This is a genomic window from Plantibacter sp. AC185 (assembly GCF_979258065.1).
In genome coordinates, this window is record NZ_OZ409831.1 from 2,279,425 (window position 1) to 2,304,458 (window position 25,034).

25 protein-coding genes are annotated in these 25,034 nt (G+C 67.9%); 11 read left to right on the forward strand and 14 right to left on the reverse strand.

Annotated elements, in window-relative coordinates:
- The first annotated feature begins 52 nt into the window (after nucleotides 1–52).
- From rpsF to dnaB, 5 genes are all read left to right on the forward strand, one after another.
- Nucleotides 53–460 carry a 30S ribosomal protein S6 gene (gene rpsF / locus ACZZZB_RS10810; protein ID WP_194718777.1) on the forward strand — a complete coding sequence of 136 codons (408 nt, stop codon included), beginning with the start codon at nucleotides 53–55 and terminating at the stop codon, nucleotides 458–460.
- A 5-nt stretch (nucleotides 461–465) separates the two neighbouring features.
- Complete coding sequence (locus ACZZZB_RS10815) at nucleotides 466–987, forward strand: single-stranded DNA-binding protein (RefSeq protein WP_064295656.1); 522 nt, start codon at nucleotides 466–468, stop codon at nucleotides 985–987.
- A gap of 65 nt (nucleotides 988–1,052) precedes the next feature.
- Entirely contained in the window at nucleotides 1,053–1,316 is a 264-nt protein-coding gene (gene rpsR / locus ACZZZB_RS10820; protein WP_056010351.1) for a 30S ribosomal protein S18, read from the forward strand.
- A gap of 12 nt (nucleotides 1,317–1,328) precedes the next feature.
- Nucleotides 1,329–1,781, forward strand: coding sequence for a 50S ribosomal protein L9 (gene rplI, locus ACZZZB_RS10825; RefSeq protein WP_056780635.1), 453 nt, complete (start codon nucleotides 1,329–1,331; stop codon nucleotides 1,779–1,781).
- Nucleotides 1,782–2,356: 575 nt separating this feature from the next.
- On the forward strand, nucleotides 2,357–3,730 hold the full coding sequence (gene dnaB, locus ACZZZB_RS10830) for a replicative DNA helicase (RefSeq protein ID WP_369808454.1): 1,374 nt from the start codon (nucleotides 2,357–2,359) through the stop codon (nucleotides 3,728–3,730).
- 571 nt (nucleotides 3,731–4,301) lie between these two features.
- Here the strand turns inward: dnaB and ACZZZB_RS10835 are convergent.
- Together ACZZZB_RS10835 and imm47 are read right to left on the reverse strand one after the other, a co-directional pair.
- Nucleotides 4,302–4,574, reverse strand: coding sequence for a hypothetical protein (locus ACZZZB_RS10835; RefSeq protein WP_463529658.1), 273 nt, complete (start codon nucleotides 4,572–4,574; stop codon nucleotides 4,302–4,304).
- 67 nt (nucleotides 4,575–4,641) lie between these two features.
- Nucleotides 4,642–5,436 carry an Imm47 family immunity protein gene (gene imm47, locus ACZZZB_RS10840; protein ID WP_463529659.1) on the reverse strand — a complete coding sequence of 265 codons (795 nt, stop codon included), beginning with the start codon at nucleotides 5,434–5,436 and terminating at the stop codon, nucleotides 4,642–4,644.
- A 1,015-nt stretch (nucleotides 5,437–6,451) separates the two neighbouring features.
- Here imm47 and ACZZZB_RS10845 point away from each other — a divergent pair.
- Nucleotides 6,452–6,961, forward strand: coding sequence for an RES family NAD+ phosphorylase (locus tag ACZZZB_RS10845; RefSeq protein ID WP_370582524.1), 510 nt, complete (start codon nucleotides 6,452–6,454; stop codon nucleotides 6,959–6,961).
- A gap of 46 nt (nucleotides 6,962–7,007) precedes the next feature.
- On the opposite strand, the gene ACZZZB_RS10850 is transcribed toward ACZZZB_RS10845, so the two are convergent.
- Complete coding sequence (locus tag ACZZZB_RS10850; RefSeq protein ID WP_137242992.1) at nucleotides 7,008–7,505, reverse strand: CGNR zinc finger domain-containing protein; 498 nt, start codon at nucleotides 7,503–7,505, stop codon at nucleotides 7,008–7,010.
- Between the two features lie 85 nt (nucleotides 7,506–7,590).
- Here ACZZZB_RS10850 and ACZZZB_RS10855 point away from each other — a divergent pair, with 85 nt between their 5' ends.
- Nucleotides 7,591–8,463, forward strand: a complete 873-nt coding sequence (locus tag ACZZZB_RS10855) for an alpha/beta fold hydrolase (protein WP_463529660.1) — start codon at nucleotides 7,591–7,593, stop codon at nucleotides 8,461–8,463.
- Between the two features lie 60 nt (nucleotides 8,464–8,523).
- On the opposite strand, the gene ACZZZB_RS10860 is transcribed toward ACZZZB_RS10855, so the two are convergent.
- Together ACZZZB_RS10860 and ACZZZB_RS10865 are read right to left on the reverse strand one after the other, a co-directional pair.
- On the reverse strand, nucleotides 8,524–9,399 hold the full coding sequence (locus ACZZZB_RS10860; RefSeq protein ID WP_137242994.1) for a hypothetical protein: 876 nt from the start codon (nucleotides 9,397–9,399) through the stop codon (nucleotides 8,524–8,526).
- 93 nt (nucleotides 9,400–9,492) lie between these two features.
- Nucleotides 9,493–10,422 carry a hypothetical protein gene (locus ACZZZB_RS10865; RefSeq protein WP_463529661.1) on the reverse strand — a complete coding sequence of 310 codons (930 nt, stop codon included), beginning with the start codon at nucleotides 10,420–10,422 and terminating at the stop codon, nucleotides 9,493–9,495.
- A 276-nt stretch (nucleotides 10,423–10,698) separates the two neighbouring features.
- On the opposite strand from ACZZZB_RS10865, the gene ACZZZB_RS10870 reads away from it, so the two are divergent.
- On the forward strand, nucleotides 10,699–11,586 hold the full coding sequence (locus ACZZZB_RS10870; RefSeq protein ID WP_463529662.1) for a helix-turn-helix domain-containing protein: 888 nt from the start codon (nucleotides 10,699–10,701) through the stop codon (nucleotides 11,584–11,586).
- Nucleotides 11,587–11,766: 180 nt separating this feature from the next.
- Here ACZZZB_RS10870 and ACZZZB_RS10875 read toward each other — a convergent pair whose 3' ends face one another.
- The 3 genes from ACZZZB_RS10875 to ACZZZB_RS10885 form a co-directional block, all read right to left on the reverse strand.
- On the reverse strand, nucleotides 11,767–12,111 hold the full coding sequence (locus tag ACZZZB_RS10875) for a cupin domain-containing protein (protein WP_463529663.1): 345 nt from the start codon (nucleotides 12,109–12,111) through the stop codon (nucleotides 11,767–11,769).
- Between the two features lie 51 nt (nucleotides 12,112–12,162).
- Entirely contained in the window at nucleotides 12,163–13,380 is a 1,218-nt protein-coding gene (locus ACZZZB_RS10880; RefSeq protein ID WP_137243000.1) for a Fic family protein, read from the reverse strand.
- Between the two features lie 101 nt (nucleotides 13,381–13,481).
- Complete coding sequence (locus tag ACZZZB_RS10885; RefSeq protein WP_463529664.1) at nucleotides 13,482–14,288, reverse strand: hypothetical protein; 807 nt, start codon at nucleotides 14,286–14,288, stop codon at nucleotides 13,482–13,484.
- A gap of 162 nt (nucleotides 14,289–14,450) precedes the next feature.
- Here ACZZZB_RS10885 and ACZZZB_RS10890 point away from each other — a divergent pair, with 162 nt between their 5' ends.
- Nucleotides 14,451–15,182, forward strand: a complete 732-nt coding sequence (locus tag ACZZZB_RS10890; RefSeq protein WP_463529665.1) for a hypothetical protein — start codon at nucleotides 14,451–14,453, stop codon at nucleotides 15,180–15,182.
- A gap of 81 nt (nucleotides 15,183–15,263) precedes the next feature.
- Nucleotides 15,264–15,950, forward strand: a complete 687-nt coding sequence (locus ACZZZB_RS10895; protein ID WP_463529666.1) for a hypothetical protein — start codon at nucleotides 15,264–15,266, stop codon at nucleotides 15,948–15,950.
- Nucleotides 15,951–16,074: 124 nt separating this feature from the next.
- Here ACZZZB_RS10895 and ACZZZB_RS10900 read toward each other — a convergent pair whose 3' ends face one another.
- From ACZZZB_RS10900 to ACZZZB_RS10925, 6 genes are all read right to left on the reverse strand, one after another.
- Entirely contained in the window at nucleotides 16,075–16,437 is a 363-nt protein-coding gene (locus tag ACZZZB_RS10900; protein ID WP_463529667.1) for a hypothetical protein, read from the reverse strand.
- Between the two features lie 64 nt (nucleotides 16,438–16,501).
- Nucleotides 16,502–19,327 carry an FAD-binding and (Fe-S)-binding domain-containing protein gene (locus tag ACZZZB_RS10905; protein ID WP_463530556.1) on the reverse strand — a complete coding sequence of 942 codons (2,826 nt, stop codon included), beginning with the start codon at nucleotides 19,325–19,327 and terminating at the stop codon, nucleotides 16,502–16,504.
- A gap of 148 nt (nucleotides 19,328–19,475) precedes the next feature.
- Entirely contained in the window at nucleotides 19,476–20,261 is a 786-nt protein-coding gene (nagB, locus tag ACZZZB_RS10910) for a glucosamine-6-phosphate deaminase (protein WP_124767739.1), read from the reverse strand.
- Between the two features lie 19 nt (nucleotides 20,262–20,280).
- Nucleotides 20,281–21,177: an N-acetylmuramic acid 6-phosphate etherase gene (gene murQ / locus ACZZZB_RS10915; protein ID WP_463529668.1), complete on the reverse strand. Its 897-nt coding sequence runs from the start codon at nucleotides 21,175–21,177 to the stop codon at nucleotides 20,281–20,283.
- An 87-nt stretch (nucleotides 21,178–21,264) separates the two neighbouring features.
- Complete coding sequence (locus ACZZZB_RS10920) at nucleotides 21,265–22,416, reverse strand: anhydro-N-acetylmuramic acid kinase (protein WP_463529669.1); 1,152 nt, start codon at nucleotides 22,414–22,416, stop codon at nucleotides 21,265–21,267.
- An 8-nt stretch (nucleotides 22,417–22,424) separates the two neighbouring features.
- Nucleotides 22,425–23,747 carry an MFS transporter gene (locus ACZZZB_RS10925; RefSeq protein ID WP_463529670.1) on the reverse strand — a complete coding sequence of 441 codons (1,323 nt, stop codon included), beginning with the start codon at nucleotides 23,745–23,747 and terminating at the stop codon, nucleotides 22,425–22,427.
- 202 nt (nucleotides 23,748–23,949) lie between these two features.
- Between ACZZZB_RS10925 and ACZZZB_RS10930 the strand changes: the two genes are divergently transcribed.
- Entirely contained in the window at nucleotides 23,950–24,840 is an 891-nt protein-coding gene (locus ACZZZB_RS10930; protein ID WP_463529671.1) for a MurR/RpiR family transcriptional regulator, read from the forward strand.
- The last annotated feature ends 194 nt before the right edge of the window (nucleotides 24,841–25,034 follow it).

Here is a 25,034-nt window from a genome sequence, read left to right on the forward strand (position 1 = left end):
GTGGCCGTTCGAGTCCGAAGGAGGTGGGTTAGTGACGCATCAGTACGAACTCATGGTCATCCTCGACCCCGAGATTGACGAGCGCACGGTTGCACCGAGCCTCGACAAGTTCCTCAACGTCATCCGCAACGATGGTGGAACCATCGACAAGGTCGACATCTGGGGCCGTCGTCGTCTCGCTTACGAGATCAACAAGAAGACCGAAGGCATCTACGCCGTCGTGGACTTCACTGCATCGAGCGCTGCCACGCAGGAGCTCGACCGCCAGCTGAAGCTCTCCGAGGCCGTCATGCGCACCAAGGTGCTGCGTGCCGAAGAGGCCATCGCTCAGGTCGCCACCGAGACGAAGCGCAGCGAAGAGAAGGCCGCCCGCAAGGCTGCCGCCAAGCCCGCTGCTGCTGTCGCCGCGGCTCCCAAGGCAGACGCGGCTCCGGCTGCGGCTGAGACCAAGGAAGCCTAGGGCTCATGGCCGGCGAGACCGTCATCACCGTGGTGGGCAACCTGACCAGCGATCCGGAACTGCGTTTCACGCAGAACGGCCTGGCTGTCGCCAACTTCACCATCGCTTCCACGCCGCGCAACTTCGATCGCGCGACGAACGAATGGAAGGATGGCGAAGCGCTGTTCCTGCGCGCGAGCGTCTGGCGTGAATTCGCCGAGCACGTGGCCGGATCGCTCACCAAGGGAAGCCGCGTCATCGCGACCGGGCGTCTCAAGCAGCGTTCCTACGAGACGAAGGAAGGCGAGAAGCGGACTTCGATGGAACTCGAAGTCGACGAGATCGGCCCTTCGCTCCGGTACGCGACCGCGACCATCAGCCGTGCACCCTCGGGTGGTGGCGGCGGTGGTCAGCAGCGCGGCGGCGGAGCTCCGCAGGTGCAGCAGAACGAGCCCTGGGCTCAGAGCGCACCCGCAGCTTCCGGCGGCAACGGCGGTGCAGATGCCTGGAACACTCCGGGCAGCTACAGCGACGAGACCCCCTTCTAAACAGATTCGATCGGTCCGGTTCTGCCGGCTAGCCGATCACTCCATTCACACGCAAAGGAACAACCATGGCTGGAAAGTCGAGCGGCGACCGCCGCAAGCCTGCCCGCGGTGCTAAGGGCGGCAAGAACGTCGCTCCCGCGAAGGCGATCCGCGTTGGTGTCATCGATTACAAGGATGTCGCCACGCTTCGCAAGTTCATCTCCGAGCGGGGAAAGATCCGTGCTCGTCGTATCACCGGTGTCAACGTCCAGGAGCAGCGACTCATCGCACGTGCGGTCAAGAACGCACGCGAGATGGCGCTCCTGCCCTACGCCGGCTCTGGCCGCTAGGAGGCGCCGCACATGTCGAAAGTTATTCTGACGCACGAGGTCTCCGGCCTCGGCTCCGCTGGTGACGTCATCGACGTCAAGAACGGCTACGCTCGCAACTTCCTCGTGCCCCAGGGTTTCGCGACCCCGTGGACCCGCGGTGGCGAGAAGCAGGTCGAGCAGATCAAGTCGGCCCGCGCTGCGCGCGAGCACGCCACGATCGAAGAGGCCCAGGACCTGAAGGCTCGCCTCCAGGCCACCAAGGTCAAGCTCACGGTCAAGACGGGTGGCGAAGGCCGTCTGTTCGGTTCCGTGAAGCCGGCCGACATCGCGAAGGCCGTGGCGGAAGCCGGGCTGGGCGAGGTCGACAAGCGCAAGATCGAAATCCACACCCCGATCAAGTACGTCGGCGAGCACGAGGCCACCATCAGCCTCCGCGACGAGATCGTCGCCACGATCACCCTTCAGGTGGTCGCGGCCAAGTAGTACCCGCCGTGCGGTGTCGGGCCTTCGGGTCCGGCGCCTCATGCACGTCGTGATGAGCGCGATGGCGGTGGACCGAGAGGTCTGCTGCCATCGCGTTTTTCTGTGCCCAGAACGGGGGCGACGCGTCGCCCCGACACCTGTGTGCTACACCCGTTTCGCCCTCTGCGTCAAGCAAGTTGTACACAGGTGACCCCCGTTCTCCCCAACGTTCGACACAGGATCGAAAGAACTTTCCACACACAGCCTGTGGAATCAGAATTTGCTGGTCAGAGGCGTATTGCGTGGCAGAAAAACTTCTCTCTCCACAGGGTTTCCCACAGCTTGTGCACACGACACGCGGCGTTTCCCCCGATCTCTCCACAGAGTTATCCACAGGCAGAGTTGGTTGTGGAGACGAGTGGCCCTATCGTGAGTCATCGGCGTCTCGGAACAGCCGGGCGAGCAGGCTGAGCAGCCCTCGTCCGTAGCCCTCGAGCGTCCCGCAGGGCCCGTGCGTGTCGGATGCTCCTGCTACACCTGAGTCGTCACCACCAGCACCACCCGAGTCCACATCGAGAAGGGATGTCCACTTGTCGATCGCTCACCTCAACCGCTCCGAAGGCGGCGGTTCGTACGATGAGCCGCGCGGCAACGAGCGGGTCCCTCCGCACGACCTCCTCGCGGAGCAGAGTGCACTCGGCGGCATGCTGCTGTCGAAGGACGCGGTCGCCGACGTGGTCGAGACGCTCCGTGGCGTGGACTTCTACATCCCGAAGCACGAGGTCATCTACGACGCCCTCCTGACGCTGTACTCGCACGGCGAGCCGACCGACGTCATCACCGTCACCGACGAGCTCGTCAAGACGGGTGAACTGTCCCGCGCCGGTGGAGCTGACTACCTCCACACGCTCACGAGCCTCGTGCCGACCGCGGCGAACGCCGGCTACTACGCCCGCATCGTCGCGGAGCGCGCTTTGCTGCGTCGTCTCGTCGAAGCGGGCACCCGCATCGTGCAGATGGGTTATGCGGCCGAGGGTGAGGCCGTGGAGCTCGTCAACTCCGCTCAGGCCGAGATCTACGCCGTCTCGGGCAACCAAGAGGTCGAGGACTACGTCCCGCTGACCGACGCGGTGAGCGCTGCGATCGACGAGATCGAGGCCGCCAAGCACACCGACGGTTCCATGACCGGCGTGCCGACGGGCTTCCGCGAGCTCGACGAACTGACGAACGGTCTGCACCCGGGTCAGCTCATCATCGTCGCCGCCCGACCCGCTATCGGTAAGTCCACGCTCGCGCTCGACTTCGCCCGTGCAGCTTCGGTCCACTACAACCAGCCGTCGATCTTCTTCTCGCTCGAGATGGGGCGCAGTGAGATCGCGATGCGCCTCATGAGTGCGGAGGCGTCGGTGCCGCTGCAGCTCATGCGTAAGGGAACCGTCGACTCGCAGGACTGGACGAAGATCGCGCAGGTGCGTGGCCGCATCAACGACGCTCCGCTCTACATCGACGACAGCCCGAACATGACGCTCGTGGAGATCCGCGCGAAGTGCCGTCGACTCAAGCAGCGCGTGGGCCTGAAGATGGTCGTCATCGACTACCTCCAGCTGCTGACCTCCGGTAAGCGTGTCGAGAGCCGTCAGCAAGAGGTCTCGGAGTTCTCCCGTGCGCTGAAGCTCATGGCGAAGGAGCTCCAGGTTCCGGTCATCGCGCTGTCGCAGCTGAACCGTGGTGCGGAGCAGCGTGCCGACAAGATGCCGGCGCTGTCCGACCTCCGTGAATCGGGCTCGATCGAGCAGGACGCCGACATGGTGGTGCTCCTGCACCGTGAGTCTGCCTACGAGAAGGACAGCCCGCGAGCGGGCGAGGCCGACCTCATCATCGCCAAGCACCGCAACGGACCGACGCGCACGATCACCGTGGGCTTCCATGGGCACTTCTCGCGCTTCGCCGACATGGCGCCGGGGATGTAGTTGTGAACGCGCCACGCAAAGTATCGCGTGGCCAAACTTCTCGTCGTTTCGTGTGAAGCGCGACAGATTATTTGGCATTTCTGCCTCGGCGCGTCTCTTCAGCACAAGAGACGGGGCGCCCCGGTGAGAGCAAACCCGAATTGCCCTCTGGTCCGGCCGTGGCGGAACCCGATCCGCCGCGGCCTGCTTTCAACCTTGGTAGGTGAAGTCACTCGAGTTCGTCTACCCAGCGGTTCACCGTACGAGATCGGCAGATCTCAGTGTGCGGGGGAAGCTTTGGGCTGCTTGGCGTCTGTGTACGTGGGCTGAGGCCACGAAACCGGGCTCATGCGAACTCGAGTTTGCAGGTGGTGTCGACTACCCGACGTCGGTACGCACTCTAGCGTCACCGTGACTGTGCAAAGGGATTGGAACGGAGAAGCCCCACGGCTATTCGGAGGGGACCGGAGTAGCCGTGGGGCCCGAGCGACGTATCCACTTCCGCTCGGAAGTGCAGTGCTGCGGTCGTTCGGGGAAACGGGTGCAGCACCGCGACTGGAGCTGGATGAGAACAGCTCCGAGGGGACGGGGTTCAGGACGTCGGGCGGACGAACTTCTCCGGCGGGGTACGAGTGCCGGCGAGGAACGCGGCGAGTCCGGCGTCGAAATCCATGGCGGAGCCGACGAAAAGCGCACTCTCGTCGGGAGCGACGTAGATCGTCCCGCCCCCGCGCGTGGTATGCACGACGCAGACTCCTGCACCGTTCTCGAGCGGGATACTGCGCAGTTCTGCGTCGGGATCGAGTTGAGCGAAGTACCGCTCCGCCACCGTTACAAGCTGTTCGTTGTCGCGGGATCCGTTCATGGGAGCCTCCCAGGGGTCGTGAGGAGCATATCGAGTGAGATTCCGAGCACTGCACGGTCGCTCCGAGTCAGAGTCGGTGGCCGTAGAAATACTTCGCCCCGCGGACCCAGTCCTGGCGACTGAGTGCTTCGACGTAGGCGTGCACGGCGTCGAGCCGGTCGCCGTTCATCTGCGTGTCGTAGTCGACGGGACAGTCGACACCGGACCAGATCGACAGGAGACTCCCCGGAACGATGATCCCGAGCTGTTCCCCGGAAGCCGCAGCGATCGAGGCGTGTTCGACGAGTCTCCGTGCCAACAGCGAGGGGTGAGCGGGCTGACCGTAGAGGACGTATGCCGTCCGATCAGTCGACTGGATGGCACGGCCGACGTGCTCGGCGAGTTCGTCGGGGGACGGAGAATCGCCGAGTTCCGCCTGGAACGGCACCAGGCTGGCGATGGCCTGGAGCAGGGCCTCGGAGATCTCCGGGTCTTCGTTCCAGTCCTCGAGCAAACCCAACATCAGCGCCACAGCCTCGATGGACATCATCGACGTGCTGCTGTGCGCGAAGGTAACGACCGTGGACGGAGCCGCATTCGTCAGGAATGCCATCGTCTCGAGGTCGGCCAGGTCGTCGTGCGTCGCAACCGACGCGAACACTCGGACAGCGAAGTCCGTGAATGGCTGGTGACGCACCGTATTGAGAAGATCGATGAGGATGCTCTTCGGATCGAGATCGCCGACCCTGAAGGAGTCGAGTGCTGCGAGAAGGTACTCGTCCGGCGTCCGCGCGGCACGCAGTGCTGCTGCGCGATCCGCAGCCGTCGCGCTCGATACCGGGCCGAACCATTTGCTGCGTTGCAGTTCGATGGAGATCGTCATGGCTGGCTCCTCTCGGTCGTCGAGCCTACCCGTCGCTGCCACGCCATGACGCTGATCGATCCGGAAGGCGATCACTTCGGTGCAGTTCGGGTTCGCTCTTGCGTCGATGTTCAGCCACTCCGGATTGGGCGTCCTACCGTATTGGCCAACGCAGAAGTCGGTGTTCACGTCGGCAAGGGCATCGGACGACACACGGTTCTCGCCGGTGAGTGGACATTGTCGACATCTGATACGCGGCCGACCTCATGGTGCACGGCGACCGGTTGAGACCGCCATCGTTACTGGAGGGCGCTCAGCGGTTTATCGTGGATAACGCCAACGTCACACGCTGTTGTGGGACGGTCAGTAGGTCGGCTCGATCCTCATGTCCGTTCCCCGCACCGACCCAGGGCCTACGTTCTAGCGTGAAGCCCGTCGATGCTGGTTTCTCTCACCATCGAAAGCGGGATGGTCGGGAATGCTGCTTTCTCGTGGTGGGGTGGGTCGCGAGCGACGCGCTCCACGGAACCAACGCCAGCGGATGATCGCCATGACGAGCGCCACCGCGCCGGCGCCGCCAGGGAGGATCGCGATGAAGATCCCCGCCGTGAGCCTCTCCTGATCGCCACTCGTAACTCCGATGACGACAAAGAGCGCGGCGGCGCCGAGCATGAGGAGGCCGAGGGAGCCTAGCCCCCAGGGGCTGACCACCGGCCAGAAGTGCGGACCCGCCTGCCGTTCGTCGGTCAGCCAGGGAAACGGCCCACGACGAAAGTCGGGGCGGGGCGGACGAGTCACGTCCAGCTCCTGATACGCGTCACGGCTACCCGCCGAACTTCGGGACGTCGATGCTCACGGTGTCGTCCACGCCGTCGATGCCGGTGCTCGTCATCTTCTCACCCTACTGCTCACCCCAATCATGACTTCCGCACGAGATCGCGAACACTGCCTGCGCCTGAGTTTGGCACCTTGCCCATCGTCGGTTCTGGATCGGCACCGGGTCGCGCGCGACATTCCGCGGTGAGAAGCTTGCGTTGTGACCGGTATCGACCTGACCTTCGCGCCACCGCTGAGGGGCACGTTCTATCGCGCCGTCGACCCGAGCTTCCGCGAGTTCGCGATCGCCGGATCGCGTGCCGCCGGGCGCTACTCGCGGGCGAACGAGCCGACGCTCTACCTGAGCTCGTCCATCGATGGCGTCGAGGCCGCGATGATCGCACACCAGGATGCTCGGGCGGCGGCGCGCGAGATCGTGGAGGTCGATGTCGAGGCGTCCGGCATCGTCGACCTGCGCGACGTGGGAGCGCTGGAGTCGGCAGGCATCGACCTCGCCGACGCGACAGCCCCGTGGCAGGACCTCGCCGCCGCCGGAGGCACGCCGACGTCGTGGAGGGTCCGCGACCGCCTCCTTGCCGGCGGCGCGAACGGATTGATCGATCCCTCGCGCAAGCTACCGGGGCTCTGGCATCTGGTGCTCTTCCGCTGGAACGAGCCTGGTGCGCCGGTCGTCAGCTTGAGAGGGATTCATGTTGCCGCCGCGAACTGATGCCGTAATACGACGTTCGTCCTGATCCGAGCGTGTGCCGGGCCGCTCAGCTCTGAGCGCGGCGCGCATGTGTGCGCGCCTTCATCCGGTTGCCGCAGACCGCCATCGAACACCACTTCGCGGTGCCAGGTCGACTGTGGTCGACGAGGAACTGCGTGCACTCGTGGTTCGCGCAGGCGCGGAGGCGCCCGGGGAACTCCGTGATCACGCTCGACCACGCCAGCACGACCCCCGCCACCAGGCGATCGTCGTCAGGGACCTGAAGCTCCCAGACCACGCCGTCCGGGGTGATGCGCGGCATGCGCACGGCATCGTCGAGGATGCCCGCGAGGTCTCTGATCGCTCCTCCGTCATCTCCACGGACCATGGTCTGCAGCGCCTGTCTCGCACGTCGGAGGCGCGCCACCTCGTCCACGGATCCCGTGCCGCCCCAGCTGCGCGCCAGGTCCCGTCCGGTCGCCCCCTCGAGACGGTCGGTCGGGGTGCCCTCGACGACCGGCGCACTGTTCAACAGGCCCAGCAGCAGCTCCTCGTCGCGAAGCATCGTTCTCCGTTCTCGTGCGCCGGCCAGCGCCCTGGATCCATGCTACCGTCTGGCTAACCAGTAAAACAATCTAAAGGGGTTAGCAATGGTCACCGTCCACCACCGCACCGTCTCGATCGACGGGCTCGACGTCTTCTACCGCGAGGCCGGCCCGGCAGACGCTCCCGTGCTCCTGCTCCTCCACGGGTACCCGAGCAGCTCCCACATGTTCCGGCACCTCATCCCGGCCCTTGCCGGCCAGTACCGCGTCATCGCTCCGGACCACATCGGCTTCGGTCGCTCCTCCGCCCCCTCGGCCGACGAGTTCGAGTACACCTTCGCGGCCCTCGCCGGGGTCACCGGCCGGTTCCTCTCGACCATCGGAGTGACGCAGTACACGATCTACGTCCAGGACTACGGCGCCCCGGTCGGCTGGCGACTGGCCCTCAACGACCCCACTGCCGTCGTCGGAGTCATCTCCCAGAACGGCAACGCCTACGAAGAAGGCTTCGTGCCGAGCTTCTGGGACCCGATCTGGGCCGACGCCGCCGAGCGGACCACCGAGACGCGCGACGCGCTCCGTCCAGCCCTCGGACGGGAAGCCGTCGAATGGCAATACACCCACGGCGTACCGGACGTGACGACCGTCGACCCCGATGCCTGGGAGCACGACCTCGCGCTCCTCGCCCGTCCGGGTCAGGACGACGTGCAGCTGGCGCTCTTCCGCGACTACGCCACCAACCGGGACCTCTACCCCGCGGTGCACGAATGGCTCCGCACCTCACAGGTACCGGTGCTCGCGATCTGGGGTCGTGACGACGAGATCTTCGCCGCCGCCGGCGCCACAGCGTTCACCCGCGACGCCCCCGATGCTCGCGTCGAACTCGTCGACGGCGGACACTTCCTCCTCGAATCCGACCTCGACCAGGTCGCTGACACCATCACGGACTGGCTCCGGACGACTGACCGAAGCGCCTAGCCCGGCGGGTCGGTCCCTCCACCTGAACCGATCAGCGGCGGCGCGTCCGGCTCGGACGGCTCAGGCCGCTGGCGGGTTGATCGTGAGTTCGCCGGGGAGTCCGGAGGCTGCGAACGCCGCTTGGATGGCGGCGGTGACCTGGTCATCCGGCTTGCTGAGGTTGGCGTGGAGCGTGGTTTCGCCGTCGGCGACGGTGTAGATGATGCTGTCCAGGCCCGATGATCCCTGGAACGGGATGGTGAGCGCGTCGAGGAACTCGGCGAGCGCGGCGGGCGGTGTCTCGTCAGTGGTGATGCGTACGCCCTTGTAGGCGCCGGTGCCGCTGTCCCAGGTCAGGGTCCACCGGACGGGACCGACGGTGTCCTCGAGGCGGTCGCCGGTCGTGTGCTGACGGAGCAGGTCGACGAAGTCGGTGTACCGTCCCCGCTCGGAAGCGTCCAGATGGGCTGGGGCGTCGGTGGCGAAGTACAGCGTGATCGGCCCCGGGCCGGCCAGGTGTTCGGCGACCGACACCCAGCCGTCGTCGGAGATGGTGTTCCAGTTCTCGGCGAACACGGTCGAACGGGTGGCCGTTTCGACGGTGCTGATGTCGCAGGGCGCGAAGCGGTCGGTGGGTGCGAGTGACTGCAGGACCGTCGCCGTCTCATCGACCGTGATGTCCTCGTCGAGGTCCACCGACAGGGTGCAGCTTGAGCCGGAGCTGTAGGTGAACTCCTTCGCGTACGCCGAGACGGTGCCGTGATCGCCGACGACCTCCTGGAGGACCGGTGTCACCCGCCAGGAGGCGATCTTCATCGTCGAGCAGGAGTACAGGATCAGCGCTGCGATGCAGGCCATGGCGATGAGGAGGACGAGCACGACGATCCGGCCGGCCCTACTGCGACGGGTGCGCGGCGGTCTCGGCCGGGGTTCGCGAAGGGTCGGCTGGAAGAACATCTCACACCACTTCCTGGGTGGCCGACCTGCGTCGGCGGAGGCGGCCGGTACCGACGACGGCCGCAAGGGCTCTGATCGTCGCCGTCGCGGACCTCATCGTCGGGAGAAGAGCCGCTCGAACAGCGAGGGCTTCGGAGCGGGCCGACTGCCGGCGATCCGGCGCATCCGTGCCTGGATCTCCGGATCGCTCTGCATCGCCAACATCGCCAACCGCGCCGATCCGAGACCCCACTGCGACCAGTGCTTCGCGTGAGCCGTCACCGCCGTGATCTGGCTGAGCTGGTTCAGATCGCTGAGTTCCCGCCATCGTGTGAGGTCGAGCAGCGCGATCTCCTCGGCATACGTCTCGTTCACCCGGGTGATCCCAGTGTTGCCCGCTCGACGGCGCGCAGGGGTCTCGGCCGAGGCGTCGCCCGTCGCGAGGTGGATGGTGGCGAGCTCGTCGAGCAACTCCTCGAACACCGCGTGCAGCTCGGAACGGACCTTGGGGGCTGTCGCGATGACCTGGTCCTCCTCGGTCCTCCACGCGATGAGCACGCCGCCGGAGCAGAGGCGGCACAGTTGCTTGGGCACGATGCGGCTCGTGGCATAGCCGCACTGGCAATACCCCGCGATGTTGGCAAGGGTGTCGTCGAGTGAGACGAAGGTGGTGTTCTCGTCCGACTCCGCCTCTTCCACGGACTCCGTCAGCAGCAGGGCTCCGGGCACACCCACGGCAGCTGCCCGTCCGACATAGCTGCCGGGCACCCGGCTGATCTTCGCGGTCCACAGGTCGACGTCCTCGGCGCTGAACAGCCCACTGGCCTGACGGACGTACTCACTGACGCTCCGCTGGACGATCGCCTCGAGCTCGGCGTCGAGTCGCTTCATCGCCGTGTCGTCCGACGGGTCGTTGAATCGTTCGTTCAGCGCGATCACGGCTTCGCGGCCGCGAGCCACGATCGCCTGGTGCACGGCTGCCGCTCGCGGATTCCGCTGCAGCAGCAGCTCCTCAGTGCCGAGTATCTCGATGCTCGTGATCATGGGGTTCCTCGCAACCTTGTGGTCGCGCTCAGCGCATGTTCTCGCAGTGCGTCCCGAAGTGTTGTGATGCGTGCGATGCGATTCCCCATGGCCAAACCGTACCGGTCGCAATCGGCTCAGCGAATGGGGACCGCTCACCATCGAACGTCACCGTGCCCAGGGGCGTTCGTTCGATCGGGGACCCGTCTCCCGGGGCACGGCCGTGGGTCGACTTGCACCTGCCGTAGCGTCATGTGGTGCAGTGGACGTATTCCGCCCACCGAGGAAGGCCCCCACATGTTCTCGTCCTTCACCCCACCGCGCCAGGTCACGATCGGAGGCGCCGCTGCGTTCGTCGGCACCACCCCACGGGCGATCCGTCACTACCACCAGATCGGTCTGCTCCCTGAGCCCGAGCGGGGGAGTGACGATCGCCGCCGCTACGGCTACGACGAGATGATCCGGCTGCTGTGGATCCGTCGGATGGCGGACGCCGGCATCGCCCTCGACGACATCCGCGACGCCTTCGCGGATGGCATCACCGATACCGACGACGATGTCGCGCGCATCCTGGACCGCCTGGAGGGCTCCCTCGTCGCTCGGCAGGCGGAACTCGAGCAGCAGCGGACCGCCGTGCAGCGCATGCGTACGCAGGGCAGCAGGTTGGGGCTGCTCTCCGACGTCGTGAGCGACCGCCTCACAGACCTGCCCGAGGGCGCTCTGCGGCAGGACGACCTGGACACCCTGCTCGTGACCGAACGGATCTTCGGCGGGCTCGGCGCGTCCGTCCAGGCGTCGCGGTTCATCGCCCTGGCCACCCACCCGGAGCTGCGGGAGGAGTCCGACCGAGTCGACGCCGCCGAAGCAGCACTCGACGACACGGTCGCGGTCGACGATCCCCGCGTGGCGGAGATCGCCACCGAACGGCATGCCTTCGAGGCGGCTCTCCGTACGGTCATCGAGGACTCCGGCCTGGCGCAGACTGACGACGACCGCTTCGACGCGTGGGACGAGTCGCACCCCCTTCCCGACGACGAGGACGGCGGAGGCTCGACGTGCGGCTCGACGAGCCTCACCGAGGCCGTCCGGATGATGCCCTACGACTTCTCCCGCGCACGCCTGCGGTGCATGGAACTAGTCCTGGAACTCGATGCGCTCGACCTCGCGCCACCGGTCGAACGCTGAGTCGTCGACCGCGATCGTCCGTGTCGGGACTGGTCGGCACCGCGCCGAGCCGATCCTCGCGAGGCATCGGGGCCCCGGGGGACCTCTGGGGGCCAGTCCGCGGTCAGACCCGGATTCGTGCGGGTCCGACACCTCCGACACCGACCGTCACGTCCACGCCCAATGCCGCTTGGTCGGACGTCAGGCGGGCACTTCGCCCATCGTCAGTTCCGGCTCGACGCCGGCCGGCAGCGGGAACCATGCGAGGAAGGTGACGCCCTCGTCGGTCGCGTCGAAGACGATCGTCTCGTTCGCCGGCTCATGGAAGGTGTCGCCGGCGCGCAGGACGGTCCGAGGCCCAGCCCCCACCTGGAAGTTCACGGAGCCGGTTTCGATGGTGCCGAAGACCGGGCCGTTGTGCCAGTGCGGCCCGACGTGGAAGTCGGGGGCGATCGTGATGCGTCGCACTTCGACGGAGGCGAAGCTCGGAGCCCCATCGAGCGTCATCGTGCTCAGGGTCGTTCGTTCGATCGGGGATTCACTCATGGGTCGATGATGCCAGTGACTGGTGACCGACAGCCCCGGGCCGACCAGAGGTCAGGAACCTCCCCGCCGACGACGGGCCCGTGCGCCGAAGGCGTCCAGCGCCTGCAGGACGTCGCTGGCCTGCCAGTGGCGGTTCCGTCGGCCGGCGCTGGACTGGACGAGGATCCCGGCGTCGACGAGCTTCTGCACCGAGGTGTCCGCCGTCGAGAAGTGCAGCCCAAGGGTCGATGCCACCAGCGACGTCGTGATCACCGGCTGCCGCAGGAGCAGCTGCTTCAGACGCTGCACGGATGAATCGCTGCGCACCTTCACGGTTTCGTCCCACCGCTCTGCGATCGACGTGATGTCGCGCTCCAGCGTTCGGCCGTTGGCGACCGCCGCGTACGCGGCTTCCGTCATCGTCTCGATGATCGGGCGCAGGTCACCGGATCGGTACGCCGTGAGCGCGCGGAAGTAGTGGTCAGTGTCGCCGAGCAGGCCAGCGGACACGGGTACAGTGACGTTCCTCGTCACGTCAGCTGCCCGCAGCATGCCCTGCACGAGCGCGCGGCCAGTGCGTCCGTTGCCGTCCGGGAAGGGGTGGATCGTCTCGAACTGAGCGTGAGCGATCGCGATCTGCGCCATGACGGGCACATCGAGACGGTTCGCGAACGTCATCACATCCGTCATGAGCTCAGGCACACGATCCTGGTGCGGGGGGACGAACGCAGCGCCATGCGGGGAGAAGCCGGTTCCGCCGATCCACACCTGGTCGTCGCGCCACCGACCCACGATGTCGGGATCGGACCGCTCCAGCAGTGCGCGGTGCATCGTGAGGATCGCCTCGTGGTCCAGGTGGTCCGCCAGCGCCACGGCCGCCTCCATGGCGGCGACGTTCTGCACGACGAGCTTGGCGTTGACCGACGTCGAGTCGCCGATCTCGGCGAGCGCCACCTGCTTCGCGCTCGAGGTGAGATGCTCCACCTCGGAGCTCGATGCGCTCTCGGTCCGCAGCAGGATCGACGAGAACGGAGCCGCGAGTGTGCCGACCTCGGCGTCGAAGCGGGTCAGCTCGCGGCCGGCGTCCTCGCTTGCAGCCACGAGGTCCGCGGGCAGCTCGACAGACAGATCCGCGATGAAGGGTGGGACTGCCGCCTGGTATGGGCCCGCGGCCAACCGGCGGCGTCGCTTGGACGCGACCGCGTCGCTGTCGTGCGTCCATGGCCGCGGTTCGTAACTCGTCGCCGGCCAGGACCGTTCCAGCCCTGCGGAGTCGGTAGGCGAGATCATGGCGCTACCTTATTCGGGGTTACTGAAATTAACCCGAATACAGATCGCGATCCCGAGCATGGTGAACGGCGATCACCACGGTCGGGACGGCCTCGGGTACATCAGGACGGATGGCCGATCGTGACGCTCTCCCGCTCGGCGCGGGTGAGTTTGACCCGGGCGAGGCGGATCCGCTGCCCGCCCTTCACTGGTCGCGGAAGGGCCACGGTGAGCGGTCCCTCGTCCTGGGCGCCGAACAGGCAACCGTCCGCTTGAGGGAACACCACCGTCGCGGGAATGGCGCGAAAGACGCCGATCTGCTGCTTGAGCACCGCCAGTCGGTGGATGTCGAATGCACGCGCCACCGTGGCCGCGCGGACCGTGCGCAGGGCGCCCGCGAACACCCACGTCGGCATCCGCGGGCCTGAGACGAGCATGAACGGCTTCTGGAGATCACGAGCGCGAGCTTCACCCCTGCCGCCGACCAGACGCTGGTCGTACGTGATGGTGGGCGAACCCTCGCCACCCCATTCGGCGAGGCCGCTCGGTGCCTGCAGGGCGACCCAGCCGTCCTTGCGGAAGATCCCGAACTCTCGCCGGAGACGGACCTGTATCGACACCACCGAGATGGCGATCAGCAGGAGGCCCGTGGCGACCCACCCTGCCACGGCCGGCCTCGAGAGCCATTCCCCGAGCACGCCGATGCCGGGCTCGGATGCTGTCGTGAAGGCATCGACCAGTCCGAAGACCTGTGGGATCAGGAACGGGATCCCGAGCACCAGCCCGAGTAGGGAGTACTCGCCTTCAGTCTTCAACCGGCGACGGAAGCCGCCGAGGGTGCTGATCTCCTGCTCGATGCTCCACCGCAACTCGTCGAGGCGGCGAGGATCGACGCTCGCTTCCCAATCCGGGCCGAGCCAGCCACGCACCGGCCCACTGTCGTTCCGAGGAATGCTCACAGAACCAGGGTAGAGGCACCGCCGCACTGCTCGACGAGTGGCCGAGAGACGTGTTCCGACTCAGTAACCGGTTGCGACATCCGTTTGGGGAAGCTATCTTCCTATAAACACGTTCCAAGAACATTGGGGGAGATGATGATTCGCAAGAAGATCCTGGTATTGCTCACGTCCGGACTGGTGGTCGCCGGCGGACTCGGCGGTGTGGCGGCGCAGGCCGTGGCGAGCTCCGCGGAGGCGCCGGCGGAGGCGACCGCGACGCCGACCGACAGCGCGACGCCGACCGCGTCGCCGACCGCGACCACGCCGCCCACCGAGTCCACGCACATCAACGAGTTCTACCTGCAGGGCCTCTGGCAGCGATTCTTCGAGGTTGGGAAAGCCGCGATGGCGTCCTGCATGACCGAAGCGGGGTTCGGGTTCGACGACACCAGCTTCGACGGGATGCCGCCAGGTCTGAGCGAGGCCGACCAGGACGCCTGGCAGGTGGCTGCGGTCCCTTGCCTGGAGGAGCGCGACGAGGCGACCGCTGCTGCCGAGGCGGCCTACGTCCCGACCGACGAGGAGCGTGCCACGGCACTGGCGTTCGCGACGCAGTATCAGGGCTGGATCGATGCGATGCGCTCATGCATGGCCGACCGCGGTCACGAGTTCGTGGGCGCCGTCGACATGACGCTCCAGGCCTACCCGTATCCCGAAGGTCAGCAGGCGACCGGAATGCCCGACGGCCTGTCTCCGGAGGAGAGCCACCAGTGGAAGTTGGATGCCACCGGCTACGACTACTCCTTCCCCGAGTCGGAGCAGAGCACCTGGGAGGCGTCCTGCGGTTTCGTCGCCGACGCCGCCTACGGTGGGCCCGGTCACTGATCGGTCTGTCGAGAGTCGGTCTCGTGTCCGCCACAGAGCGTCGGACACGAGACCGGCCACCGAGTGGGTGAGGATGGGGCCATGCGCGCAATCTTCACGGACATCGTCAACGGGGCCGAGCAGCAGGTCCGAGACCGGATCGCACAGGATCCGTCGGTCGTCGGAGCCGTCGCCGCGGGTACGCCGAAGCAGTACGCCGGACAATCCACTCTGCAGGTGGCAGTCCGTTCCGGCGAATTCGCCATCGCGCATTTCTTGCTGGCGAGCGGCGCCGATCCCGGGTTCGTCGACGTCGATTCGCCGAGTGGATGGGCCAAACCTGTGCTCCACGATGCGCTCGTGGCTGCAGTGCAACGCTCACGCTGGATGCGTCAGACGTTCACTGCGCAGTCGGAGCGAGCGTTCCGAACGGTGAACAGCGCATCGAAGTCGGACGACGCGTACAGCGTCGTCGTGGCGCTGCTCGATGCGGGCGCCGATGTACGCGCAGTGGATTCGAAAGGATGCACGCCGCTCGGTCGCGCCGCACGCGCAGCACACGACGTCCTTCCTCGCAGGCCGCACGGACAGCCCGATGCGCGAGACGGCAGACCGTTGAACCCGGAGCTCGTCGAAGACCTCTCGCGGATCTTCGACCTCCTCCGCCAGCGTGGGGCCGACCCGGCACTCCGAGAGCCGCAACTGGACATGTCGTTGAGCACCTACTACCAGACCGAACTCGTCGGGGCCTTCCTCGCAGGTCGCGCGCGACCGGATCCCGCACCGTAGTCGACGCCTGCCCTGCCCATGGTGGGGGCAGTGGAGTGCGGGGTCATTCGGCTTGGAAGCCCTGGTCGTCGGTCTGTCGACGATCACCTCCTGGCTGGATGCCGGTCCGAGTCGTCATCCACGGTCACCGGATGCGTGTTCCGGCGCGGCGGGCCGGGCGAACGGAGCCCCCGGCGAGGACGAGCAGCGAGCTGGCTGGGATGGCGAGTACAGCCATCCCCGCGGCGGAGAGGGAGCGCCGATTGGCGCAGACGTCGTAGGGCGGCTCCGAGGTGTCTGTCGAGACGATCCCGCGAGCGACCATCCGGTCGCCTCCCGCGCCGAGCTCGCGGGGCCAGCCGGCGACGACCACGGATGAGCACACGGTGGTGTATCCGGGATGATCATCGCCGTCGACCCGCTCGTGGACGGTCGACGGGAGGAACGCGAGCACGCCCATCGCCACGACGGACGCCAGCCCGGCCACGTAGTGACACTTAACGCGCATACGTGACACCAACTGGTGGGATCGTGACAGGTCGGTCCAACCGGCCGGCAACCCGGTGCGGGGATCAGCGCGGGCCGACGGACGCGCTGCCCGCGGGCGCTGACGACGCGGCGTCGAGCAGCTCGAGCACGTGGCGGTAGTCCTCGCCCGTCGCACGGGTCATCCCGAGTTCGCACGTGCGGTTGCAGGATGCGTGCGCATCGGCGCCGAGGGCGGCGACCTCGGCGGCCTCGGCCTTCGTCGCGGACGCCGTCAGCTCGGGGTGCAGCATGCCGCGGTCGCCGGCGAAGGCGCAGCAGCCCCAGTCGTCCGGGACGTGCACGCGCTCGGCCACGGCTTCGCCGATCAGCACGAGAGCCGGGTCGAGGCCCATCTGCCGTGAGGAGCAGGTCGGGTGGAGGACGAGCTGCTCGATCTGCGCTGAGACATCGACCCGAGGCAGGATCTCCCGGGCTGCGAAAGCCACCGCGTCCTCGACGACCACGCCGCTCTCGCTGAGGAGCTTCGCGAAGCCCTCCGTGCAGCTCGACGCGTCGCTGACGACCACGAGGCCACTGTCGGCCACGGCCGCTCGGATGCGTTCGACCGTGCGCTGCTCGTTCACCGCAGCACCGGACGCGAACCCCTTCGAGGACCACGGGGTGCCGCAACAGATCGACTCGACGCCGTCGGGCACCAGCATGCTCAGGCCTGCCCGCTCAAGGAGCCGGGTGAAGGCGCCCATGACGCCGTCCCCGCCGTCCGCCGCGCCGAACATGCTGTTCACGCACGCCGGGACGTAGATGCCGACGGTCGGACCGTCACCGGCGCCCACCGTCCGACCGAGCGCCTTCCGCGAGCGTCCGCCGCCCGGCAGATCGCCCGAGTACTTCGGCACGGTGTCCGCGCCGAGGACGGCACGCGCGACGTTCGTCACCGCACCGACCACCGGAGCCGGCAGGAGCTTCGCGCCGGAGAGCGCGACCGAACCGATCCTGGTGACCGGCCCCCAACCGGTGGCGGCCGCCTTCCAGCCCGCGGCGGCGACCGGAGCCGCCTCCGTGCGCCGGATGCGCTTGACCAGCGCGCCAGTGTTGATCTGGACCGGGCAGGCGGTCTGACACATCCCGTCGACGGCACAGGTCTGCACGCCGGCGTAGTCGTAGTCGTCCGCGAGCTCCTCCGCGAGGGCGATGTCCCCGCGAGCGCGAGCGGACTCCTCGGCACGGCGGACGACGATGCGCTGCCGCGGCGTCAGCGTCAGGTCGCGACTCGGGCAGACGGGTTCGCAGTACCCGCACTCCACGCAGCGGTCGACCTCCTCCTCGACGGTCGGCTGGAGCTTGATCCCCTGGAGGTGCGCCTGGGGATCCTCGTCGATCAGCACGCCGGGGTTCATCACCCCGGCCGGGTCGACCAACCGCTTCAGCTCGAGCATCACCCCGTACAGTTCATCGCCGTACTGCCGGCGGACGTACGGTGCCATGGCGCGACCCGTGCCGTGCTCGGCCTTCAGGTTGCCGCCCGCCGCGAGGACGAGGTCGACCATCTGCTCGGTGAAGCCGTTGAACCGGCCGAGTGCGGCGTCGCCCTCGAACCGGTCGGTCAGCATGAAGTGGATGTTGCCGTCCTTCGCGTGGCCGAAGATGACCGAGTCGCGATAGGCGTGCTGCACGAAGAGCTCCTGCAGGCTCGCGCAGGTGTCTGCGAGGGCGGCGGTCGGGACGACGATGTCCTCGAGGAGGGCCGTGGTGCCGGAGGGACGCGCTCCCGCGACCGAGGCGTAGAGGCCCTTCCGGAGTGCCCAGGCGCGCGACCGCTGGGATGCATCGCTCGAGAACACCACCGGCGCGTGCACGTCCAGACCGTTCAGGAGCACACCGCCCGCCGTCGCGCGGTCCCTGAGTTCGACGGCGTCCTCGGAGCGGTACTCGACGAGGAGTGCCGCGTGATCCTGCGGCGTGAAGCCCTGGATCTCCGCCGGGCTGCCGGGGAGACGCTGCCCGACCGTCAGGGACGTGGCGTCCATGAGCTCGAGCGTCGCGGCTCCGGACGCGACCAGCTCGGGCAGCGCGCGCGTCGCCGCGTCGAGGGAGGGGAACACGGCCAGCGCCGTCGACACCAGCGGGAGGACGGGGACGGTGCGGAAGGTCGCCTCGGCGACGAATGCCAGCGTGCCCTCCGAGCCGATGATGAGGTGCTGCAGGACGTCCACGGGCGACTCGAAGTCGAGGAACGCGTTGATCCCGTACCCCATGGTGTTCTTCAGGGAGAACTGGCGCTCGATGGACGCGACGGATGCCGGGTCCGATCGCACGCGGCGTTGCAGGCGCTCGATGCCCTCGGCGAGTTCCGGTTCCGCTTCGTGGAGCCGTCGGTCGGCCGTCGGGTCGGCCGTGTCGATCGTGGTGCCGGACGGGAGGACGAACACCATCGACTCCAGCGTCCGGTAGGTGTTCTCGTCGATCCCGCAGGCCATGCCGCTGGAGTTGTTCGCGATGACGCCGCCGATCGTGCACGCCACCTCGCTCGCCGGATCCGGGCCGAGGCGGTAGCCGAGTCGCGTGAGTCGCGCGTTGACCTGCGCCACCGTCGCCCCCGGCTGCACCCGGACACGCTTGCCGTCGTCGAGCACCTCGATGGACTTGAACCGCTGCCTGGTGTCGACGATGATGCCGGAACCGGAGGCCTGACCGGACAGGCTGGTGCCGCCCGACCGGAACGTGACGGGCGCGGCGGACCGCGTCGCCGCCCGGAGGATCGATGCGACCTCGGCGGCGCTCTCCGCGATGACGACCGCCTCGGGCGTCAGCAGGTAGTGCGATGCATCCCCGGCGTACGCGGCCAGGTCGATTGCCCGGGTGCGGATCCGGGAGGGGTCACCCACGGCTTCGCCGATGGCTTCGGTCATGAGGGATGGGACGGTGGTCGGGTGTGCCACGAGGCTTCCTTCTCGAATGCGGGCGTCAGCGGGGTGCAGGGGAGCGGGGTGCTGGGTTGCGGCTGCGGTGGCCGGACGCCTCAGAGGATGGGGCGTCGTCGGCCATCGCCCGGCCGATTCATTCGAAGCGTTGCCAGTCCGGCCGGTTGTCGTAGGTGTAGCGATAGTAGTCCGACAACTGCAGCCCTGATGCCGCTGCCTCGTCGACGATGACGGTGGCGTGCTCGTGCAGCTGGAGCGCCGACCCGGGGACGAACGCGCTGAGCGGTCCTTCGACGGCGGCCGCGACGGCGTCGGCCTTCCCCGCCCCCTGGGCGACCAACACGAGCTCGCGCGCCTCGAGGATGGTCCCGAGTCCCTGCGTCATGCAGTGGGTCGGCACCTGGTCGGGCGAGTCGAAGAAGCGGGCGTTGTCCTGGCGGGTCTTCGGCGCCAGGGTCTTGATGCGCGTGCGTGACGCGAACGACGACGTCGGCTCGTTGAACCCGATGTGTCCGTTCGACCCGATGCCGAGGATCTGCACGTCGATGCCGCCGGCCTCGGCGATGGCCCGGTCGTACTCCTTCGCGGCGGCCGCGAGGTCCGCAGCGCGACCGTCCGGGACGCGGACGCGCGAGGGGTCGAAGCCGAGCGGGGCGACGACCTCACGCGCGATCACGCTGGCGTACGACTCGGGGTGGTCGGCGGGGATGCCCACGTACTCGTCCAGCGCGAAGCCGCGCGCTTCGGCGAACGACAGCGAGCCCGCCTGCACGCGACGGGCCAGTTCCGCGTAGATGCCCTGCGGGCTGGACCCGGTCGCGAGCCCGATGACGGCCTGGGGCCGCCCGGCGACGATCGACGCGATCTTCGCGCCGGCGACGCGACCGACCTCGGCGGCGTCGGGAAGGATGATGATCTCCACGGTGTCCTCTCGTTCCTGCTCAGGCGCTCGCCGCGGCCACGGCCGAGCGGACGTCGCCGTCGTGTGATTCGAGCAGCCGGGCGGCCGTCGCTGCGTCCACGTCGGCGAGGAGCATGACGACGGCAGCCTTGGCGTGGGCGCCGGCCTGCTCCAGGGCGGCGTCGGCGATCGGCCGTTCGACACCGGTGGCGTCGGCGACGATCCGCTGCGCGCGGTCGACGAGCTTCTCGTTGGTCGGCTTCACGTCGACCATCAGATTGGAGAAGACCTTGCCCGAGCGCACCATGGACGCGGTGGACAGCATGTTGCACACGAGCTTCTGTGCGGTACCGGCCTTCAGACGGGTCGAACCGGTGAGCGCCTCGGGGCCGGTCATCACCTCGATCGCGATGTCCGCCTCGGCGCTGATCCTGGCGTTCCGGTTGCAGGACACCGCGATCGTCCCCGCGCCCAGGTGGCGTGCGTAGCGCAGGCCGCCGATGACGTACGGGGTGCGACCGCTGGCCGCGAGACCGACGACGACGTCCGTGGGGCGGAGGTCGGCCGCGATGAGTTCCGAGGCGCCGAGCTCGATGTCGTCCTCAGCACCCTCGACGGCGACGACGAAGGCGTGCTCGCCCCCGGCGATGAGCCCAACGACCTCGGAGGGGTCGGTGCCGAAGGTCGGCGGGCACTCGACCGCGTCGAGCAGTCCGATCCGACCGCTCGTCCCCGCGCCGAGGTAGATCAGTCGTCCACCCTGCCGACGAGCCTCCGTGATGCGCTCCACGGCGCGCGCGATGCTCGGCAGTTCCGCTCGGACGGCGTCGGCGACGAGTCGGTCCTCGTCGTTGATCACCTCGAGCAGCCGGAGCGTGTCCAGCGTGTCGAGGTCGACCGTGCGTGGGTTGCGTCCCTCGGTGGAGAGCGCTGCCAAGGTACTCGATGCTTCAGGCACGATCGGCCCTCCGTTCTGGGTCGGACGGGCTGGCGCCGTCGTGGTGGTCCGTGGGGCTGTCGACGGTCATGCTTCGAACCGCAGCGAGCGAGGCGGCCCGTCGAGCGTCCGCGCGGGGAGCGAGTGCCCCGGGACGATCGCGCCCAGGACGCTGCCGTGCGAGGCGCCGGTGGCCGAGGGGAGGGACCCCGCCTGGCCGTTCACCGTCAGGAAGCCGAGGACGGCGAAGGCGAGCGCCTCCTTCGCGTCGGACGGGAGGCCCGCGTCGTCGCTGCTGACGACGTCGGCCTCGGGGAGTGCAGCCCGGATGCGCGCGACGAGCTGGGGATTGCGCACCCCTCCGCCGGCGAGGATGACGCGCTCCACCCCGCGGACGGCGTCCGCCACGGTCCGTGCGGTCAATTCGGTCAGGGTCGCGACGAGGTCCTCGATCGGAAGCGTCGGACGGCCGGCGAGCTGCTCGCGGAGGTAGTCGAGGTGGAACAGTTCCTTGCCCGTCGACTTCGGGGCGGGGCGCTGGTAGTACGGCTCGCGCAGGAGGAGGTCGAGCGTCTCCTCGTCGACGGTGCCACGCGCGGCGAGCTCGCCGTCGGCGTCGAACTGCCGGGCGCCGTCGGTGTGCTCGGCGACGACGGCGTCGATGAGGGCGTTCGCCGGTCCGCTGTCGAACGCGATCGGGTCCTGGCCGGGCCGCACGATGGTGGCGTTGGCGATTCCACCGAGGTTGACGGCCGCTGCGGTCTCGCCGCCCAGCCAGAGCGCGTCGATCATGCTGACGAGCGGAGCACCCTGCCCGCCGGCCGCGACGTCACGTGAACGCAGGTCGGCGACGACGGTGCAGCCCGTGCGTTCGGCGATCCAGGCCGGCTGGCCGAGCTGGAGCGTGCCCTCGACCCGGCCGTCCTCGACCCAGTGGTACATCGTCTGGCCGTGGGAGACGATCAGGTCGGCGTCACCGTCGCAGAGCTCCGCGACCGCTCGGACCGCGAGGTCGGCGAAGGCCTGCCCGATCCGCGTGTCCAACCGACAGATGTCGTCGACACTGGTGGTCGCCGGTGGCAGGGCTGCGGTGATCGCGGCTCGCAGTTCCGGGTCGTACCTGGCGGTGAGCATCCCGAGGGGGCGGACGACGAGGGTGTCGCCGTCCACGCTGATCTCGGCTGCGGCGGCGTCGATCGCATCGTGCGAGGTGCCGGACATGAGGCCGATGACGCGCATCGGGCGGCTCACTTGCGCAGCTCCGCCCGGTGGGCGTTCCCGCGGAGCGTGCCGATGGCGATCGCGCTCACCAGGCAGGTCGCCATCACGTAGTACGCCGGGACGTCGACGTTGCCGGTCGAGGCGATCAGCGACGTGATGATGAGGCCGGCGCTGCCCGAGAAGACGGCGTTCGAGATCGAGTAGGACAGTCCGAGGCCGGTGTACCGCACGGAGGTGGGGAACATCTCGGCGAGCATGGCGGGGCCCGGGCCCGCGATCAGGCCGACGACCGCTCCGGCGACGAACACGGCGAGGCCGTGGACTCCGACGCCGAGGTCCGGGTTCTGCAGCACGTTGAGCAGGGGCAGCGCCAGGATCACGATGAGCCCGGTGCCGGTGAGCATCACCCAACGCCGACCGATCTTGTCCGACAGCCAGCCGGCCGGGAGGATCGTCGCGGCGAAGCCGGCGTTCGCGAGGACCGTGGAGATCAGTGCTTCCTGGAACGAGGCGTTGAGGCTGCTCTGGAGGTAGGAGGGCATGACGACGAGGAAGGTGTACCCGGCGGCGGACCAGCCCATCAGGCGACCGATCCCCAGGAGGATCGCTTTGGCGGTCTCTGCGGCACCCGCACGCACGACCGGCTCGGCGACCGTGGTGGTGTCGGCGGCGGCGACCTTCTGGAACTCCGGGGTCTCCTCGAGCTTCAGGCGGAGGAACAGGGCGACCGCGCCGAGGGGGATGGCGAGCAGGAAGGCGATCCGCCAGCCCCACGCCGCCAGATCGGCTTCGGACAGCAGGGATGCCAGCAGCGCGACGGTACCGGCGCCGCCGAGGAGTCCGAGCGCGACCGTGAACGACTGCCACGATCCGTAGAAGCCACGCTTCCCGGCCGGGGCGAACTCGGTCATGACCGAGACGGCGCCACCGAACTCGCCGCCGGCGGAGAGGCCCTGCAGGATGCGCACGATCGTGAGCAGGATGGGCGCCGCGATGCCGATGGAGGCGTACGTCGGGAGGATGCCGATGAGTGCGGTCGCCCCGGACATCATGACGAGGACGAGGATGAGCGTCGGCTTGCGGCCGATCCGATCGCCGATCCGGCCGAAGAGCGCCGCCCCGACCGGGCGGAAGAAGAAGGCGATCGCGAAGGACGCGTAGGTCGCGATGAGCGACTCGATACCGGTCTGCTGGCCATCGCTGAAGAACTGCGCGGCGAGGATCGTGGCGAGGAACCCGTAGATCCCGAACTCGTACCATTCGATGAAGTTGCCGACGCTGCCGGCGACGATGGCCCGGCGTCGGGCGGTGCTGCTGATCACGTCGCTGCGTGGTGTGGAGCTGGTCACGGGACCTCCCTTGGTTCCTGGATCGTGCATGCCGGCAGCACCCGCGGTACTCCGCTACACGTGTCGGCCAGTCCGCACCTGAGGAGGGCACTGGTCGCGAGTCGGTGCAACAAACATACACAATTCGATGGTGGATGGTAATTTCCATACATCCCGCCGGTGGGTGCCGACGGTACAGTGTTGACGGTCGAGAGGAGCACCGATGGGAGCCGACGTCCACCGGACATCACGGGCGGTGTCCACCGAGGTGCGCGCGCGTCTCGACGAACTCCGTCCCTCCGAGCGTCGGATCGCCGAATCACTGCTCACCGACCCGGGCGCCTTCGCGACGCGGTCGGTCGCCGAGATCGCGGAGGAGGCCTCGACGTCGACGACGACGGTGGTGCGCTTCACGCGCAAGATCGGCTACGACCGCTTCAAGGACTTCCGGCACGACCTGACCGAGGAGAACCTCCGCGAGCGGCTCGCGCTCGCCGGGACGAACGTGCAGTCACCCGACATCGTCGCCGGAGACAGCCTCGACGACATCGTCGCGAAGGTCGCCGCGAACGAATCGCTCTCGATCGCCGACACCGCGCAGGCGCTCGACACGGCAGCCCTCACCCGTGCGGTCGCAGCGGTCGCCGGCGCTCGCCGGGTCGACATCTTCGGTGTCGGAGCGAGCTCCATCGTCGCCGTCGACCTGCAGCGGAAGCTCTCGCGGATCGGACGGGTGGCGCTCGAATGGCCAGACCCGCATGCCGCCTGGACCGCCGCAGCGATCCTCGACGAGCAGGCGGTCGCCGTCGCGATCTCGCACTCCGGCGCGACCGCTGACACCGTCGACTACCTCCGGCTCGCGGCCCGCTCCGGGGCGACGACCATCGCGATCACCAACCATGCTGAGTCGACCCTGGCGACCAGCGCGGACATCGTCCTCCAGACGTCCGCGCGGGAGACGGCATTCCGCTCGGGAGCGCTCGGCAGTCGGATCGCACAGCTCATGGTCGTCGACTGTCTCTTCATCGGTGTCGCCCAGGTCGACTCCGAGTCGTCCATCGGTGCGCTGCAGCGGACCTTCGACGCGGTCCGGGAGCGTCGCTCGACCGAGTGACGTCGACCGTGCGGTTGCACTCCGCAACGACGGTTGAGTATTTCGCATTCGTCGTATAACGTCTTACATATCAGTTACTCAAACGAGTCGATATGTGGCGAGACCTGACGTCCTCCCCGAGGCGTCGTCATGACGTTCCGCCGCACCGCCCCTTCACCGGATGTCGATGACCCGCGTTCGCGACAGCTTCGGTG